General features: G+C 72.6%; 12 protein-coding genes. 6 read left to right on the top strand and 6 right to left on the bottom strand.

Annotated elements, in window-relative coordinates; genetic code table 11:
* Positions 1 to 41 precede the first annotated feature (41 nt).
* The 5 genes from NAG42_RS32095 to NAG42_RS32115 form a co-directional block, all read right to left on the bottom strand.
* Complete coding sequence (locus tag NAG42_RS32095; protein WP_250035674.1) at positions 42 to 425, bottom strand: VOC family protein; 384 nt, start codon at positions 423 to 425, stop codon at positions 42 to 44.
* Between the two features lie 10 nt (positions 426 to 435).
* Complete coding sequence (locus NAG42_RS32100; protein WP_250035675.1) at positions 436 to 1215, bottom strand: hypothetical protein; 780 nt, start codon at positions 1213 to 1215, stop codon at positions 436 to 438.
* Between the two features lie 229 nt (positions 1216 to 1444).
* A complete protein-coding gene (locus NAG42_RS32105; protein WP_250035676.1) occupies positions 1445 to 1732 on the bottom strand; it encodes a hypothetical protein in 288 nt (95 codons plus the stop codon).
* A gap of 92 nt (positions 1733 to 1824) precedes the next feature.
* A complete protein-coding gene (locus NAG42_RS45145; RefSeq protein WP_308201215.1) occupies positions 1825 to 3795 on the bottom strand; it encodes an endo-1,4-beta-xylanase in 1971 nt (656 codons plus the stop codon).
* Between the two features lie 196 nt (positions 3796 to 3991).
* On the bottom strand, positions 3992 to 5197 hold the full coding sequence (locus NAG42_RS32115; RefSeq protein ID WP_250035678.1) for a YncE family protein: 1206 nt from the start codon (positions 5195 to 5197) through the stop codon (positions 3992 to 3994).
* Positions 5198 to 5289: 92 nt separating this feature from the next.
* Between NAG42_RS32115 and NAG42_RS32120 the strand changes: the two genes are divergently transcribed.
* The 3 genes from NAG42_RS32120 to NAG42_RS32130 all read left to right on the top strand — a co-directional run bounded on the left by NAG42_RS32120 (position 5290) and on the right by NAG42_RS32130 (position 10235).
* On the top strand, positions 5290 to 5862 hold the full coding sequence (locus NAG42_RS32120; RefSeq protein WP_250035679.1) for an RNA polymerase sigma factor: 573 nt from the start codon (positions 5290 to 5292) through the stop codon (positions 5860 to 5862).
* The gene (locus NAG42_RS32125) at positions 5855 to 6574 is read left to right on the top strand and encodes a hypothetical protein (RefSeq protein WP_250035680.1); all 720 of its coding nucleotides are present in this window, start codon (positions 5855 to 5857) and stop codon (positions 6572 to 6574) included. Before NAG42_RS32120 ends, NAG42_RS32125 begins: the two co-directional genes overlap by 8 nt.
* Positions 6575 to 6695: 121 nt before the next feature.
* Complete coding sequence (locus NAG42_RS32130) at positions 6696 to 10235, top strand: S8 family serine peptidase (protein WP_250035681.1); 3540 nt, start codon at positions 6696 to 6698, stop codon at positions 10233 to 10235.
* Positions 10236 to 10263: 28 nt separating this feature from the next.
* Here NAG42_RS32130 and NAG42_RS32135 read toward each other — a convergent pair whose 3' ends face one another.
* On the bottom strand, positions 10264 to 11202 hold the full coding sequence (locus NAG42_RS32135; RefSeq protein ID WP_250035682.1) for a helix-turn-helix domain-containing protein: 939 nt from the start codon (positions 11200 to 11202) through the stop codon (positions 10264 to 10266).
* A 122-nt stretch (positions 11203 to 11324) separates the two neighbouring features.
* Here NAG42_RS32135 and NAG42_RS32140 point away from each other — a divergent pair, with 122 nt between their 5' ends.
* The 3 genes from NAG42_RS32140 to NAG42_RS32150 all read left to right on the top strand — a co-directional run bounded on the left by NAG42_RS32140 (position 11325) and on the right by NAG42_RS32150 (position 15213).
* Entirely contained in the window at positions 11325 to 12467 is a 1143-nt protein-coding gene (locus NAG42_RS32140) for a type III PLP-dependent enzyme (RefSeq protein ID WP_250035683.1), read from the top strand.
* A gap of 179 nt (positions 12468 to 12646) precedes the next feature.
* Positions 12647 to 14056: a polyprenol phosphomannose-dependent alpha 1,6 mannosyltransferase MptB gene (gene mptB / locus NAG42_RS32145; protein ID WP_250035684.1), complete on the top strand. Its 1410-nt coding sequence runs from the start codon at positions 12647 to 12649 to the stop codon at positions 14054 to 14056.
* The gene (locus NAG42_RS32150) at positions 14053 to 15213 is read left to right on the top strand and encodes a glycosyltransferase 87 family protein (protein WP_250035685.1); all 1161 of its coding nucleotides are present in this window, start codon (positions 14053 to 14055) and stop codon (positions 15211 to 15213) included. Before mptB ends, NAG42_RS32150 begins: the two co-directional genes overlap by 4 nt.
* Positions 15214 to 15426: the final 213 nt, after the last annotated feature.

The following is a 15426-nucleotide window of genomic DNA, read 5'->3' on the forward strand; positions in this document are numbered from 1 at the left end:
TCGACCTCGGCCAGGCGGGCTGTCAGCTCACCCGGGCCTGATCAGGCCACGCAGAACTCGTTGCCCTCCGGGTCGAACAGGACGACGTGACCGAGGTCGGGGCCGTAGTGGTGGTCGCGGATCTCGGTCGCGCCGGCCCGGACCAGCTCGGCGACCTTGGCCCGGATCAGGCCCTCGCGCGCGGCCATGTCCCACGGCGGCTCGCCGGCCACGCGCAGGTCGATGTGGAAGCGGTTCTTACTGGTCTTGGGCTCGGGCACCCGGAGGAAACTGATCGCCGGGCCCCGGCCGTCGGGGTCGACGATGGAGGCACCGTCCGGGTCGTCGTAGCCGGGCTCGGCGAGGTAGCCCAGCGCCGCGGCCCAGAAGGCCGCCAGCCGGTGCGGATCGGCGGCGTCCCCGCCGAGGGTCCAGTGCGTGGCCATGAGCCGCAGACTAGCGCCAGGCGGGGGCCACCGCGGGGCGGGCGGCCGCGACGGTGACGGTCAGGCCGGCCGGCAGGTGCCGGCGCAGCTCGGCGGCGCGGGCGGCGGCCGTCCAGGCCTCCTGGCGCAGGCTGTCGCTGGTGCGGCGGGCCAGCTCGGCGTCGTGGGCGGCGGCCTGCTCGGCGGCCACCGCGCGCTCGTAGCGGTCGCGCAGGTGGCCGGCGGCGGCCCGGAAGACGACCAGCTCCTGCTCCAGCGGGTGCAGGCGGGCGTCCCAGCCGGCCCGGCCGGCCAGGGCGTCGGCGATCGCGGCGGCCGGCAGCCAGCCGTGGCCGACGGCGGTGCGCACGGCCTTGTGCAGGAAGCGCTCGCGGGCCACGTACTCGGTCGGGGTCTGCGCGCTCCACGGCGTGCCGAAGGCCGCCCCGCTCAGGCGTCCGCGCAGCCGGGCGTCGGCGTCGAGCCAGGCCTGCCAGGCCTCGGTGACCTCGTCGGTGGCCGTCTCCCACCGCTCCTGCCAGCGCTCGGCGGCCAGCGCGGCCCGGTCGGCGGCGACCCGCACCTCGTCGGCGAACTGGTTGGCGGCCAGCGCCTCGAGCGCCGTCTCGCGACGCTTCTCGCCCCGCTCGCGCAGCACCGAGAAGGTCTCGCACAGCGTCTGCCACGGGTTGCGCATCGCCTGCGGGCTGGCCAGCAGCAGCATGGCGGGCAGGGTGAGAATCCACAGGGTCGCCCAGATGGCGGCCGGGGCGGGGTCGGTCAGCAGCATTTCGGCCACAACGTTGTTCATCGCCAGGGTGTCCTGTCCGCTCGAAGATGTCCGGCTGGTGCGCCGACGAGAGCACGGAGGTCCGCGCTGACGAAGGCTGTGAAGGGTCTGCGCCGCCGAGGTGCGAGGGTCCGCTCCGCCGCGGGCTGTGCGGCTCTGTGCGGGCCGGGGAGCCGGGAGCACAGAGGGTTCGCGCTCGAAGGCGCGAGCGACGACCACGGGCCCGGCCGCGAGGGCCGTCAGCGCGTGATCAGGCGGAGTGGAACGGCGGGGCGCGGGAGCCGGAGACCCCGGCGGTGCGCTGCGCGGTGAGAGCCCGGGTGTGGTCGGCGACCGGGGTCGTCGTCCGGGAATCGGCCGGGGCCGGCTGGGTGGCCGGAGTGTCGGCAGTGGAATCCGCGGCGGGGGCGCTGTGCACCACGCCCGCCGAGGTGAGCACCTGCGTTGTCGTCTGCGGCGCGGTCAGGCCCAACGTCAGCAGCAGGAGCAGGACAGGCAACGACCGCAGCAGAGCGCCGCGGAGTGAGTTCGTTGCCATGCGTCCAATCTACCCACTCGGGCACGAAAGGACAGACGCCACTCCGAAGATCACAGCGTGGGGGCGCACCCGCGCCCCCACGCCGGGGTGGGTCAGGCGGTGCGGCAGCCCAGCGACGGCCAGGTCCAGTTGCCGCCGTGCTGGATGGTGAAGCCGAACGTGTTGCCGCTGCCGTTGGGCCGGGCGGTCATCACCAGACCGGTGCTGTCCCAGCTCACCGAGGCGTTCCAGGTGGCGACCACCTTCTGCGGCGAGCGCAGCGTCACGGTCACGACCCAGTTGGTCGCGCCGCTCACGGCCACCGAGCCGTTGAAGCGGTCGGACCACTTCTGACCCTCGGTGTAGGTCGTGGTGCAGGCGCCGCCGGTGGGCGGGGGAGTGGTGGCCGGCGGCGTCGTCGGGTTCGAGCCGCCGTCGGGCGCGACCGCCCGGCCGGTGCTCGCCGAGATCATGCCCGCGCACAGCCCGCGCTGGGCCAGCCCGGCCGCGATCTGCGGGACGGCCGAGATGGTCGTCTGGTAGTTGTCGTGCATCAGGATCAGCTGGCCGTTGGTCAGCGTCGAGGCGGCCTGGACGATCTGCGCGGTGCTCGCGCCGTTCCAGTCCTGGGAGTCGACGTCCCAGGTCACCGTGCGCAGGCCGAGGGCCGAGGCGGCCGACTGCAGGGTCGCGTTGGTCTCCCCGTACGGGGGCCGGAAGATCGTCGGGGTGCCGCCGCCACCGTTGCGGATGGCGGTCTGGGTGCGCGACAGCTCCGAGGACATGTCGGCCTGGCTCAGCGTGAGCATGTGCGGGTGGGTGTAGCTGTGGTTGCCGACCCACATGCCGGCCGACACCTGGGCCGCGACGAGGCCGGGGTTGGCCGCCGCGTTCTGCCCGGTGTTGAACATCGTGGCCCGCAATCCGTTGCTGCGCAACGCGTTCAGCAGCTGGGTGGTGGTGCTCGGGTTGGGCCCGTCGTCATAGGTCAGGCCGACGTAGCCGTTGGGGCAGGCGGCGGCCGGCGGGGCGGTGGTGGCCGGCGGCGGAGTGGTCGGGTTGCCGGGGCCGGCCGCGTTGAGTGCGTCGAGAGTGGACGTGTAAGCCGCCTTCTTGTTGCCCGAGCCGTCGAACAGCAGCGGGGTGTCACCCGAACGCCACGAGTCGCTGTCGCGCACACCCCAGACGGTGATGCCGGTGCAGCGCGCCACCGCGAGGCAGGCGTTCACGACCGTACGGTATTTGCCGGCCTGGTCCGAGCCGGAACCCTGGATGTCGAGCTCGGTGATCTGCACGTCCACGCCCAGGGCGGCGAAGTTCGAGATCGTCGTCTGGAAGTTCGACGGCACCGGGTTGCCGCTGTTGAAGTGCGCCTGCAGGCCCACGCAGTCGATCGGCACGCCGCGTGACTTGAAGTCGCGCACCATCGCCAGCACGGCTTGCGTCTTGGCGTGGCTCGGATTGTCGATGTTGTAGTCGTTGTAGCAGAGCTTGGCCCCGGAATCGGCCGTGCGCGCGGCCCGGAAGGCGGCCTCGATCCAGTCGTTGCCGGTGCGCTGCAGGTTGGAGTCGCGGCGCGCGCCGTCCCCGTTGTCGGAGAACGCCTCGTTGACCACGTCCCAGGCGTAGACCTTGCCGCGGTAGTGGGTGGCGACCTGGGTGACGTGGTTGAGCATCGCGTTGCGCAGCGCGGTGCCGCTCATGCTCTGCATCCAGCCCGGCTGCTGCGAGTGCCAGGCCAGCGTGTGACCGCGCAACCGCTTGCCGTTGGTGGTCGCCCACTGGGCGATGCGGTCGCCGTTGGTGTAGTTGAACTGGCCCTGGCTGGGCTCGGTGGCATCGAGCTTCATCTCGTTCTCGGCGGTCACCATGTCGAACTCGCGGTTCGCGATCGTGGTGTAGGTGGCGTCGTTCAGCTTGCCGGCGCTGAGTGCGACGCCGAAGTAGCGGCCGCTCTGCTGGGCCGAGGCGCCGAGCGTGCTCGCCGCGTCCGCGGCGGGGGCCAGGGCGATCGCGCCGGCGCCGGCCAGCAGCGCCGCCGCTGTCGTCAGGAACAGGGATCGAGGACGGATCCGTCTGGTCACGGGGATTCACCTTCGTCGTTGTCGGGGGAGCGCGGCGACGGGTGACCGGTGGAAGCCACCCGGCGCCGCGCGATCGACGATCGTCGTTGGGATCCATCTTGGGAGCGCGCCCGCGGATGAGTCAACCTTTAACTTCCGGCGAATTATCGGCAGGTGAAGCCACCTTTGGCGTGTGACGCAGGTCCGAAACTTTCGGTCAACTGACGAAAAGCAATGCGACCAGCCCGTCGACCCGGGCCCTTCCGCGCAGCTCACCCGAGGTGGAGTCCAGCCAGGCCACCTCGTTCTCGCCGCCGGCGTAGAACCGCGTGCCGTCCGCACTGAGCCGCAGGCCGCGCGCGGCTGTCGGCAACGACCACCGGCCGAGCTGCTGCCCGGCACTCCGATCGAGGACATGCACCTCGGCCCCGTCGGCCGCGAACAACCGCCCGTCCGGTCCGAATCCGATGCTCGCGGCGCCCCGGCCGGCCGGGATCCGGGTCACCGCCGGGGCGGCCAGCGTCTCGACGTCGGTGCGGGCGATCGAGCCGGACGCCGTGTCCAGCACCGCGAGCTGCCCGCCGGCGACGGCCAGCGCGTGCCCCTCGGCCGGGCCGTGCCCGAACGGGTCGGGCAGATCGAGGCAGTAGGCCCACCGCTCGGCCAGATGCAGCACGTGGACGAAGGCATGCACGTGACTGCGCGTGCCGCCGAGCAGATTGCGGGTGTGCTGGTGCTCGGGCTGATGGGTGTAGAGCGTGTACAGCGTCTGCCGATCGGCCGCATAGACCGCTTGCCGCCCGCGGCCCCGCATCTGCTCCTCCGCGCCCTCGGGCACGGGCCGCTTGTCACGGGTGAGCAACGGATACAGCTTGCCGTCGGTGAGGTCCAGAAGCCGTACGCGGTAATGGTCGGGCCGGTCGGCGGGCAGCCAGTCGAGCACGAACAGGCCGGTGCCGTCGGCCGTGAAGGCGTCCGGCTCGACGCAGCCGGGCAGAGTGAACTTCTGCCGCCGATCGGGCCCGACGACCAGCAGCGGCGACGTGGTGCGACCGGCCGGGGGCTCGGCCGGTGCCGATCCGGTCAGGACACACAGATCCGACGACTCGGCCACCACCCGGGGCGCCCACCCACCCCCGATGTCCTGCCTGTGGGTGGGTGCCCCGGTCGCCGCCTCGATCCGCTGCAGTCCGGTGCCGTCGACGACGTACGCGGTGGTGCCGTTCCGGCTCAGCACCGATCGCGGGCCGAGCGGGCGCACCTCGGTGCCGCGGATCCGGACGATCCCGTTGCCGCTGTCCGCCAGCAGCACGTCGGGCACCGCGGACGGCACCGCAGCGGCGGCCTGCTCGCGGCAGCCGGCCAGGGCGGAGGCGGCGAGTACGCCACCGGAGAGCGCGAGGAACGAGCGGCGTGTGGTCATGTCCTGGTGACACCACAAGTGCGCATCAGGTTCCGGGAACCGTTCCGCCGCGAGCGGTGTCAGTGCAGTGTTGCCGAAAGCGAAAGTGACGGATGCGGGAAGCGGACACCGAAATCGACGATGCGACGGCGGTGAGCCGGGCGCGGGGCGGCGACCTGGGGGCGTACGAGGTCCTGGTCGCCCGCTACACCGTGCCCGCGCACCGGGCCGCCGTGCTCCTCGGCGCGGGCGACGACGCCGACGACGTGGTGCAGGAGGCGCTGGTGAAGGCGTACCGGCAGTTGTCGCGCTACCGCGGCGAATCCGGCTTCCGCCCATGGCTGCTGGCGATCGTGGCCAACGAGACGCGGAACCTGCACCGCTCCCGCCGCCGGCGCGACGGCCTGGCCCTGCGAGCCGCCTCGGCGTCCGAGCCGCTGCCCGACGCCCCCGACCCGGCCGACACCGTGCTCGCCCGGGACCGTCGCCGGCAGCTGGTCGAACGGCTGCGGCTGCTCGACCGGCGTGATCAGGACGTGCTCGTCTGCCGCTTCCTGCTCGACCTCAGCGAGCAGGAGACGGCGTCGGCCCTGGGGCTGCCCAAGGGCACGGTGAAATCGCGGACCTCGCGGGCGCTGGCCCGGTTGCGCGAGCACCTGCGGGCCGAGGAGGTGCCCGGTGCCTGACCACCACGACGACCTCATCGCCGAGCTGCGCGAGCTGGACACCTGGCTCGCCGTGCCCGAGGCGGCCGACCAGCGGGTGGCCGTCCGTGAGCGGCTGACGCGCCGGACCGGCCGGTGGCGGGTCTGGCTGGCGGCGGCCGTCGCGGCGGTCACGGTCACCGTGGTCGCGGTGGAGCCGGCCCGGGCCGCCGTCATCGACGTGGTCGCGCAGGTGCTCGCGGTGGCGGGCATCGAGGTGCGGCGCTCGGAGAGTGCGGCCCTGCCGACAGCGAGTCCCAGCCCGTTGCCCTCGACCGGCGCGGTCAGCCTGGAGGTGGCCGAGCAGCGAGCGCCTTTCCCGGTCCGCATGCCGACCGGCCTCGGCCCGCCCGAGCGCGTCGAGATCGCCGACCTCGACGCCAACGGCGTGCCCCGGGTGGTCAGCGCGCTCTACCGCGGTGGCAGCGTGCGCTTCGACCAGTTCGACGGCTCGGCCGGCTCGTTCTTCAAGCAGGCCCAGGACGCCGAGTGGGTCGACCTGGGCGGCGCCATGGCGATCTGGCTGCCCACCCCGCACACGCTGACCTACATCGGCCGGGACGGCGTGCCGCGCAGCGCGACCGCGCGGCTCGCGACCCCCACGCTGATCTGGGAACAGGGCCAGGTGACCTACCGGCTGGAGGGCTTCACCAGCCTCGAGCAGGCGCGCGTCATCGCCCTGTCGCTGGCCTGACGGTAATCATCAACCGGCTGTCCACATCGCGCCATGTCGCCTCTGCGGCAGCGCGCAGACCTCCCGGCCGGACATCGGCTGACTTCAAAATGCGTGTCAACCCCACGCTAAGGAGCTGGCCTTGTCACCACACAAGCGCCTCACCGGTGTCCTGGCCGGCGTCCTGATCGGAGCCGGCAGCGTCGCCGCGTTCCCCCCAGGGCCCGCCGCCGCCACCCCGGCCCGTGCCGTCCCTCCGGCCGGGCAGGCTGTCACGCTCATCACCGGCGACGTCGTCCAGCTGACCGCGTCGGGCGACGGCCGGGTCGCGGCGTCGGTGCGGCCGGGACCCGGCCGCGAGCGCATCTCCTTCTCGACGACCGAGACCAAGGACGGCGTACGCGTCGTCCCCAGCGACGCCGTGCCGCTGCTGGCCGCCGGCCGGGTCGACGCCGAGTTGTTCGACGTGCAGCACCTGATCGCCGAGGGCTACGGCGACGCGGCCAGCCCGACCCTCCCGCTGATCGTGAAGTCGCCGGCCGGGGCCCGGGCTCTGGGCGCCGCCGCGGGAACCGAGCTGCCCAGCATCGGAGCCGTCGCTGTGCGGGCCGGCAAAAGCTCGCTCGCGGACTTCTGGCGTACCCGAACCGGCGCCGCCAGTGGTGGACGGACCGCGACCACCGATCGGATCTGGCTCGACGGCAAGGTCGAGCCGGTCCTCGACCGCAGCACCGCGCAGATCGGCGCCCCCGACGCGTGGGCCCAGGGCCTGGACGGCGCGGGGATCAAGGTCGCGGTGCTCGACACCGGCGCCGACCAGAACCACCCCGACCTGGCCGGCCGGATCCTCGAGGCGCGCGACTTCAGCGACAGCGCCGACACGAGCGACCACTTCGGACACGGCACGCACGTGGCGGCCACGGTGGCCGGCTCGGGCGCCGGGTCGAACGGCACCCGCAAGGGCGTCGCGCCCGGCGCGCGGCTGCTGATCGGCAAGGTGCTCGACGACAGCGGCTCCGGCTACGAGTCCGGCATCATCGCCGGGATGGAGTGGGCAGCCGACTCCGGTGCCAAGGTTGTCAACATGAGCCTCGGCGGGTCGGCCACCGACGGCGCCGACCCGATGAGCGAGGCGGTGAACGAGCTCAGCGCCGCGACCGGCACGCTGTTCGTGGTGGCCGCGGGCAACGAGGGCACCGCCTACTCGGTGGGCACGCCCGGCGCGGCCACCTCGGCCCTCACCGTCGGCGCGGTCGACCGCACCGACCGGATCGCCGACTTCTCCAGCCGCGGCCCGCGCTTCGGCGACGAGGGGCTCAAGCCCGAGATCACCGCGCCCGGTGTCGGCATCGTCGCCGCCCGCGCCGCCGGCACCTCGATGGGTGACCCGGTGGACGAGCTCTACACCGCGGCCAACGGCACCTCGATGGCCACCCCGCACGTCGCCGGGGCGGCCGCGATCATCGCCCAGCAGCACCCGGACTGGACCGGCGCGCGGATCAAGGACGAGCTGACCAGCACGGCCAGGACCACGGCCGACACGTCGGTCTACGCGCAGGGCGCCGGCCGGGTCGACCTGACCCGGGCGACCACCCAGACGGTCTCCGGCACCGGCGTGGCCGACTTCGGGTTCCGCGCGATCGACGAGACCCCGGCCAAGGTCCAGCGGACCGTGACGTATGCGAACACCGGAACCGCGCCGGTGACGCTGGCCCTGACCACGAACGTGGCCGAGGTCAGCCTGTCCGCGTCCACCGTCACCGTCCCGGCCGGGGGCTCCGCCGCCGTGACGCTGACCTTCGATATCGCGGCGTCCGACCCGGGGCAGTTCAGCGGGTGGCTCACCGCCACCGGGCCGGCCGGCGTGAAGGTCACCACCGCGATCGGCGGCACCCTCGACGCACCCCGCCACCTGGTGACGTTCAAGGCCGTCGACCGGGCCGGCCGGCCCACGGCCGTGCCCGCGCTCCAGGCCTTCGGCGACCAGCCGCGCTACGACATCCTCAACTTCCTGTTCCCCGGCGAGGAGAAGACGTTCCAGCTCGGCGAGGGGGACTACCTGGTCGACGCGCTCATCTCCGACGGTGCGCCCCTCGACGAGCAGGACACCCTGGTCACCATCCCCGAGCTCAAGGTCGACCGGGACCTGACCGTGGTGCTCGACGCCCGCACCGGCAAGCCGATCCGGATCGAGACGCCGAAGCCGGCCGAGCAGCGGACGGTCCAGAGCATCTATGTGCAGCGGGTGACCGGCGGCGGCCGGAGCATCATCAACGGCTTCATGAGCTTCAGCTCCGTGCAGAAGATCAACGTCACGCCCACCGCGAAGCTCCGCCGGGGCAGCTACGAGTTCTCGTCGCGCTGGCAGCTGGTCGCGCCGCTGGTGCGGGCCGACATCCCGGGGGTGACCGGGGAGCTCGACATCAACCTGTGCGTCTACTCCCCGGCCTATGACGGAACCCGCCGGTTCGGCCTGGTCCAGGGTCTCGGCGGCAACGTCCGGGGCAAAGCCGTGGTGATCGAGACGGACGACCCGGACGAGGCGTCGGCGGCAGCCGCCGCGGCCGGGGCGGCGGTGGCGCTGGTCGTGGTGCCGGCCGACCGCAGCGCCTGGCAGCCGTGGGACCCGAGCGGCGACCGGATGCCCATCCCGACCGCTCTCGTGGCCCACGACGACGGCCTGCGGATCCTCGCCCGGGCAGCCCAGCCGGGCGCGACGATGGCCCTGACGCTCACTCCTGACAGCCCCTACCTGTACGACGTCTTCCAGGTGTCGAAGGACCGGGTGCCCAGCCAGATCGTGCACAAGGTGACCGCGGCCAACACGCACCGGATCACCACCCGCTACGCCGACAACGGTGGCTTCGACTGGATCCGCGAGCAGCGGTTCGGCTGGCGCCCGGCCCAGGAGTACTCCTGGAACGACACGTCACGCCAGGTCCGTACCCCGTCGGTCCGCCAGGAGTGGGTGTCGACCGGGGACACCGTGTGGCAGCACCAGGTGCACCACGAGTTCCCGTGGAAAAACAGGGGCGGGAGCCTGCAGGGCGGCATCCACGACGACGCGGTCTCCTACCCGAGGGCCGGCAGTTCGGCCGACACCTGGTACGAGCCGGTCGTGCGGCCGGCCACCCCGGCCGGTCACCGGAGCACCCGTGAGGGCAACACGCTCAGGCTGCGAGTGGCCTCGTACGTGGACAGCACCGACCGGCACTACCTCGTCGATCCCGCTCCGGCCACGCTGTCCCGCGACGGCACCGAGATCGCCACGCTGCCCGACGGCTGGCAGGACGTGACAGTGCCGGCCGGGACCGCGACCTACAAGCTGGCCATGACGACCAGCCGGACCGGCGACGAGTGGCTCCACGGCACCTCGACGGCCACCGAGTGGACCTTCAAGTCGGGTCCGGCGGGCCCGTTGCCGCTGCTCCAGGTCGGGTACGACGCACCGGCCCGGGCCACGCGACTTCCGCATCCGCTGATCGTCACGGTGCCGGGCGCTCGCCGGGTGAAGGTCGAGACCTCGGCCGACGAGGGCAGGACCTGGCGGACGGCCCCGGCCATCGGCTCGGCGGTGCTCGTGCCGGCCGGCCAGGGCACCGTGTCGCTGCGGGTGACCGCCGCCGACCGGGCCGGCAACACGGTCACCCAGACCGTGCTCCGGGCCTACGGCCGATCATGAGGCCGCTCGCCGAGGACCGCTGGCCGGCCTACAGCCAGCCGCGTCGGGCGGCCTGGAAGGCCAGGCCGGCCCGGGTGTCCACACCGGCCAGCTCCATCAGCCGGTCGAGCCGGCGCTGGACCGTCCGGCGGCTGACGCCGAGCTGGGTGGCGATGGACTTGTCCGGCAGCCCGGCCACGAACAGCGACAGCAGTAACTTGTCGGGTTCCTCCTCGCCGCCTTCCGGCAGCAGCGGGGTGGCGCGCTCCCAATAGCTCTCGAAGAGGGCGACCAGGGCGTCGAGGAGCTCACTGGGGCGGATCAGCGCCGCGGTGGGCTCCCCGACCCCGCGGGCGGCGTCGGGCACCAGCGGGCAGATGGCCAGACTCCGGTCGGCGATCGCCAGCCGTACGGGAAGGACCGGAAGCGTCCGGGAGAGCTCGCCCAGCCGCATGGCCTCGATGATGCTGTCCAGCTCACCCGGCTTGACCAGCAGCTCACGCTCGTAGATGGCCCGGTAGCGGACACCACGCCCGAGTGCCCCGGACTCCTCGTCGTTCTCCGGCCCCTGCATCGCGATCGGGTTGGCCCGGCAGAACCAGAGGATCTCCTCACGGGCCGAGTCCTGCATCTCGCGCAGCCGGTCGCGCAGGGCCGGGGCGCCGACGACGATCTCCACCAGGTGGTCGGAGTCACGGCGACGGGTGTTCGAGCGATATTCCTCACTGAGCGAGGCGACCATCTGCCGGGCCGACTCCAGGGACTCCTGCTCGCGCAGCAGGGTCTCGCCGAGCGCGACGTCGGCCGGCAGGGCGTGGAAGAGCGGGCCCGGGGTGGCCAGGCCCTTGCGGTGCAGGGCTTCGAGCAGCGCGGACGCCTCCGCGGGGTCGAGGCCGCCCTGCGCCGCGAGATCGGTCGGGGCAGCACCGGCCATGCGCACGAGCAGGCGATAGGCGTGCTGCTCCGGTGTGGAGAGCAGGTCAGACACGCGGCAACTGTAATAAGGCTTTTGAATCTTTCGAGCTGTCGATATCTGGCAAACACGCAGAGCATTGATGGAAGTACGCTGAGTGTCGTCGTTGCCCCGTCATCGATGAGGACATCGCAGCCATGACAGTGACCGCAGATGAGACATCGCAGCCGGCCATCGCGGCCGGCGCCCAGCACACCCCATGCCTGGTGATCGACGTCGACGTGGCCCGCGCGCAGTACGCGCGGATCGCCGACGCCTTCGCCGGGGCCCACATCCACTACGCCGTGAAGGCCAATCCCGAGTTGGCCCTGCTCGAAGCCCTGGTCGCGGCGGGCTCCCAGTTCGACGTGGCCGGCCGGGCCGAGATCGACCTCTGCCTGGCCGCCGGCGCGTCGCCGGGTGACCTCAGCTACGGCCATCCGATCAAGAAGGCCGAGGACATCGCGTACGCGTACGCCCGGGGAGTCCGCCTGTTCGCCTTCGACAGCGAGGGCGAGCTCGACAAGATCGTCAACCATGCGCCCGGCTCCTCGGTGATGTGCCGGGTGCTCGCCTCCAGCCAGGGGGCGAGGTGGCCGCTCAGCCGCAAGTTCGGGTGCGTCCCCGAGATGGCGGTCGACCTGATGAAAGTGGCGGCGCTGCGCGGGCTCGATCCGGCCGGGATCGCGTTCCACGTGGGGTCGCAGCAGCTCTACCCGGAACGGTGGGAGCCGAGCATCGCCACCGCGGCGGCGATCTTCACCGAGCTGGAGACCTCCGGCATATCGCTCCGGATCCTGAACGCCGGTGGTGGGTTCCCGGTCTCGTACCGGACGCCGGCCGCCCCGATCACGTCGTACGCGGCGGCCATCCGGTCCGCTGTCGCACGACATTTCGGACGGCACACCCCGTCGCTCATGATCGAGCCGGGCCGGTATGTCGCCGCCCCCGCCGGGGTGCTGCACACCCAGGTGGTGCTGGTCGCCCGCAAGTCCTACGACGACGAGCCGCGCTGGGTCTACCTGGATGTCGGCCGGTTCGGCGGGCTCGCCGAGACGGAGGACGAGGCGATCCAGTACGAGCTGTCGACCACCCGCGACGGACCGGCCGGCCCGGTGATCCTGGCCGGACCGACCTGCGACAGCGTCGACATCCTCTACCAGCACGCCCCCTACGATCTCCCGCTGGACCTGGCGGCCGGCGAGGTGATCCGCATTCTGGGGACAGGTGCCTACACGGCGACGTACTCCTCGGTGGGCTTCAACGGCCTCCCACCCCTGCGTACGGTGATTTCTCCCTAGGCGCCGCCGTCGCGGCCCGGCCGTCGCCGGGCTCCGGCCCGGCCGAGGCCGCGACACCGCCGACCCTCCGAGTCGGCTGAGCGACGCTCGGTCGCGTCGTGCCGCAGGGACGGCGGACCGTCACCCGGGAGACGGCAACTCGTCCCCGCCGCGACATCCTTGATTGAGAAGGTGCTGCGGTGTCGAGTGATCACGCCCGTGCCATGGCGCGCGCCACCGGTTTCGCGGGGTCCAGCCTGATCGCGGTGGGCGGGCTCGGGGCGGGCGCGCTCCCGGTCGGCATCCCGTTCTTCGCCGGTCTCGAGCACGTCGGGATCGGGCTGGTCGCGGTCTACGGCGGCCTCGCGTTGCTGCTGCTCGCCTGGTGGTGGCTGGGCCGGCTCAGCCCGGGCGGGGACATCCGGGCCGTCTGGACGACCCTCGCGCTGTGGGCCGCGCCGCTGCTGATCGCGCCGCCGATGTTCAGCCGGGACGTCTACAGCTACCTGGCCCAGGGCCTGATGGTCGGCGAGGGACTCGACGTCTACCGGGCCGGTCCGTCGGCGCTGGGCGGCTTCTTCGCCGAGCAGGTGCCCGCGATCTGGCAGCACACCCCGAGCCCGTACGGTCCGGTCTTCCTGCTGCTCTCGGCGGTGGTCGTCGCGCCGATCGGCGGGCATCTGCTCACCGGCGTCATCGCGATGCGGCTGGTCGCCGTGGCCGGGCTCGCCCTCCTGGCGTACGTGCTGCCGACCCTCGCCCGGGAAGCCGGGGTCCGGCCGGACAAGGCGCTCTGGCTGGCCGTCCTCAACCCGCTCGTGCTGATCCACTTCGTCGGCGGCGCGCACAACGACGCCCTGATGGTCGGCCTGCTCGCCGCCGGTCTGGCCGCCGCGATCCGGCACCGGCCGGTCGTCGGCACGGTGCTGATCGTGACGGCCACGCTGATCAAGGCGCCGGCCGTGCTGGGCCTCCTGGCGGTCGCCGTCATCTGGGCGTCGCGGCTCGACGGCCGGTTCCCCCGGCTGCGCGCGTCGGCCGCCGTCGGAGCCACCGCCGCCGCGGCGACCGCGGTGCTCACCCAGATCGCCGGCACCGGATACGGCTGGACAACCGCCCTGGACACCCCGATCTCCCCGCAGAACCTGTCGCTGACCAGTGTGCTCGGCCGCTGGACGGCCGATCTGCTGCGCGAGGACGGTGTCGGCGAGGTCTTCGTCCTCGACCTCTGGCGGTGGCTCGGCGTGCTGGCCACGCTGATCGTCGCCGGTCTGGTGTGGACCTGCCTCGACCGGCTGGGACCGCTCTACGGGCTGGGGATCGTGCTGGTGGCGGTGGTCGCGTTCGGTCCGGCGCTGCGCCCCTGGTATCTGATCTGGGGCCTGGTGCCGCTGGCCGCCGCGGCCCGGCACACCTGGGTCCGTAGCGTGCTGGCCGCGGCCTGCGCGATCCTGGCCCTGGTAGTGCTGCCGGACGGCTTCGCCGTCGACATCCGCGAGTTCCTGCTGGCCACGCTGGGTGCGCTGGCCGGGGCCGCGGCCTTCCTGGGCGTACGCCTGGCCGCCGCACCCGCCGTCAGCCGGCTCGCCACGGCGAGGGCCACCCGATGACCCGCCGGCGAGTGCTGATCGTGGTCGTGGCGGCCATCGCCGTGGGCGTTTTCCTGATCACGGTGCCGACGTTCCGCGAGTTCTTCGATCTCGGTGTCTATCGCGGGGCGGTGCGCTCGTGGCTGCTCGACGGCCACGAGCTCTACGACTTCCTCTACCAGGACACTGAATACGGCTTCACCTATCCGCCGTTCGCCGCGCTCGTCCTCAGCCCGCTCGCGCTGACCAACTGGCCGGTCGCCGTCGCGCTGAGCATCGTGGTCAACGCGGCCGCCGTGGTGCTGCTGCTGCGCTGGTTCCTGGTGCCGGTGGTGCGCCGGCACGGCGGCCCGGTGTGGTTCGTGGGCGCGCTGGCCTTCCTGGCCGTGCTGGTCTTCGAACCGGCCCGCGACACGTTCAGCTTCGGCCAGGTCAACCTGGCCCTGCTCGTGCTGGTCTTCGCCGACCTGCGCGGGCTGACCACCGGCCGCCGCTGGGCCGGCGTCGGCATCGGTCTGGCCGCCGCGATCAAGCTGACCCCCGCCGTCTTCATCGGCTACCTGATCGTCACCCGCCAATACCGAGCCGCCGCCACCGCGACCGCCACCGCGGCCGGCGCGACACTGCTGGCGGCGCTGATCGCCCCGTCGACGTCCGCCCAGTTCTGGACGGCCACGCTGTGGGACACCGACCGCGTGGGCCGCCTCGAATACGTCTCCAACCAGTCGCTGCGCGGCGTGGCGGCCCGCCTCGAGCTGCCCTCGGCCTGGTGGCTGGCCGCGGTCGCGCTGGTCCTGGCGTGCTGGTTCCTGCGCGTACGCCTGCTCCGCACCTCACCCGACCACGCCGCCGGCTTCGCCGTGACCGGCATCGTCGCCTGCCTGATCAGCCCGGTCACCTGGGTGCACCACCTGGTCTGGCTGCTGCCGGCCCTGTTCCTGCTCACCGGCGCCGCCCTGCACACCCGCTCCCGCCCGCGCCTGGCCGCCCTGGCCGCCGTCTACGTGATCCTGAGCAGCAGCGTGGTCTGGCTCTGGTGGTCCGGATCCGACGGCCCACTCGCCGCGATCGGCAGCAACACGTACGTCTGGATCAGCATCGCCCTCCTGCTGACCGTCCCCTTCCACACCCCCGTCCCCGCCTCCCCGCTCGTGCCAAGCAGCTCGGATGCCCCCTGACCAACGGCTCCTCGTTCGCGCGCGAAAACCGGCCCGCCATCGGCGTCCTCCGCGCGGCCGGACGGGCCGAACCATCGTCGTCAACGAATTAGTCGTGAGGTCGTCCCGCGTGTACGTCCGGCGGATTCACCGGCCGCCATTCGCCTTTAGCTTGGGGGCGCCTGATTCCCCCGAAGGGTTTCCGGCGCAGCCGATGACTCGGCCCGCACGCAA

This window comes from Paractinoplanes maris (genome assembly GCF_023544465.1).
Taxonomy (GTDB): Bacteria; Actinomycetota; Actinomycetes; order Mycobacteriales; family Micromonosporaceae; genus Actinoplanes; species Actinoplanes maris.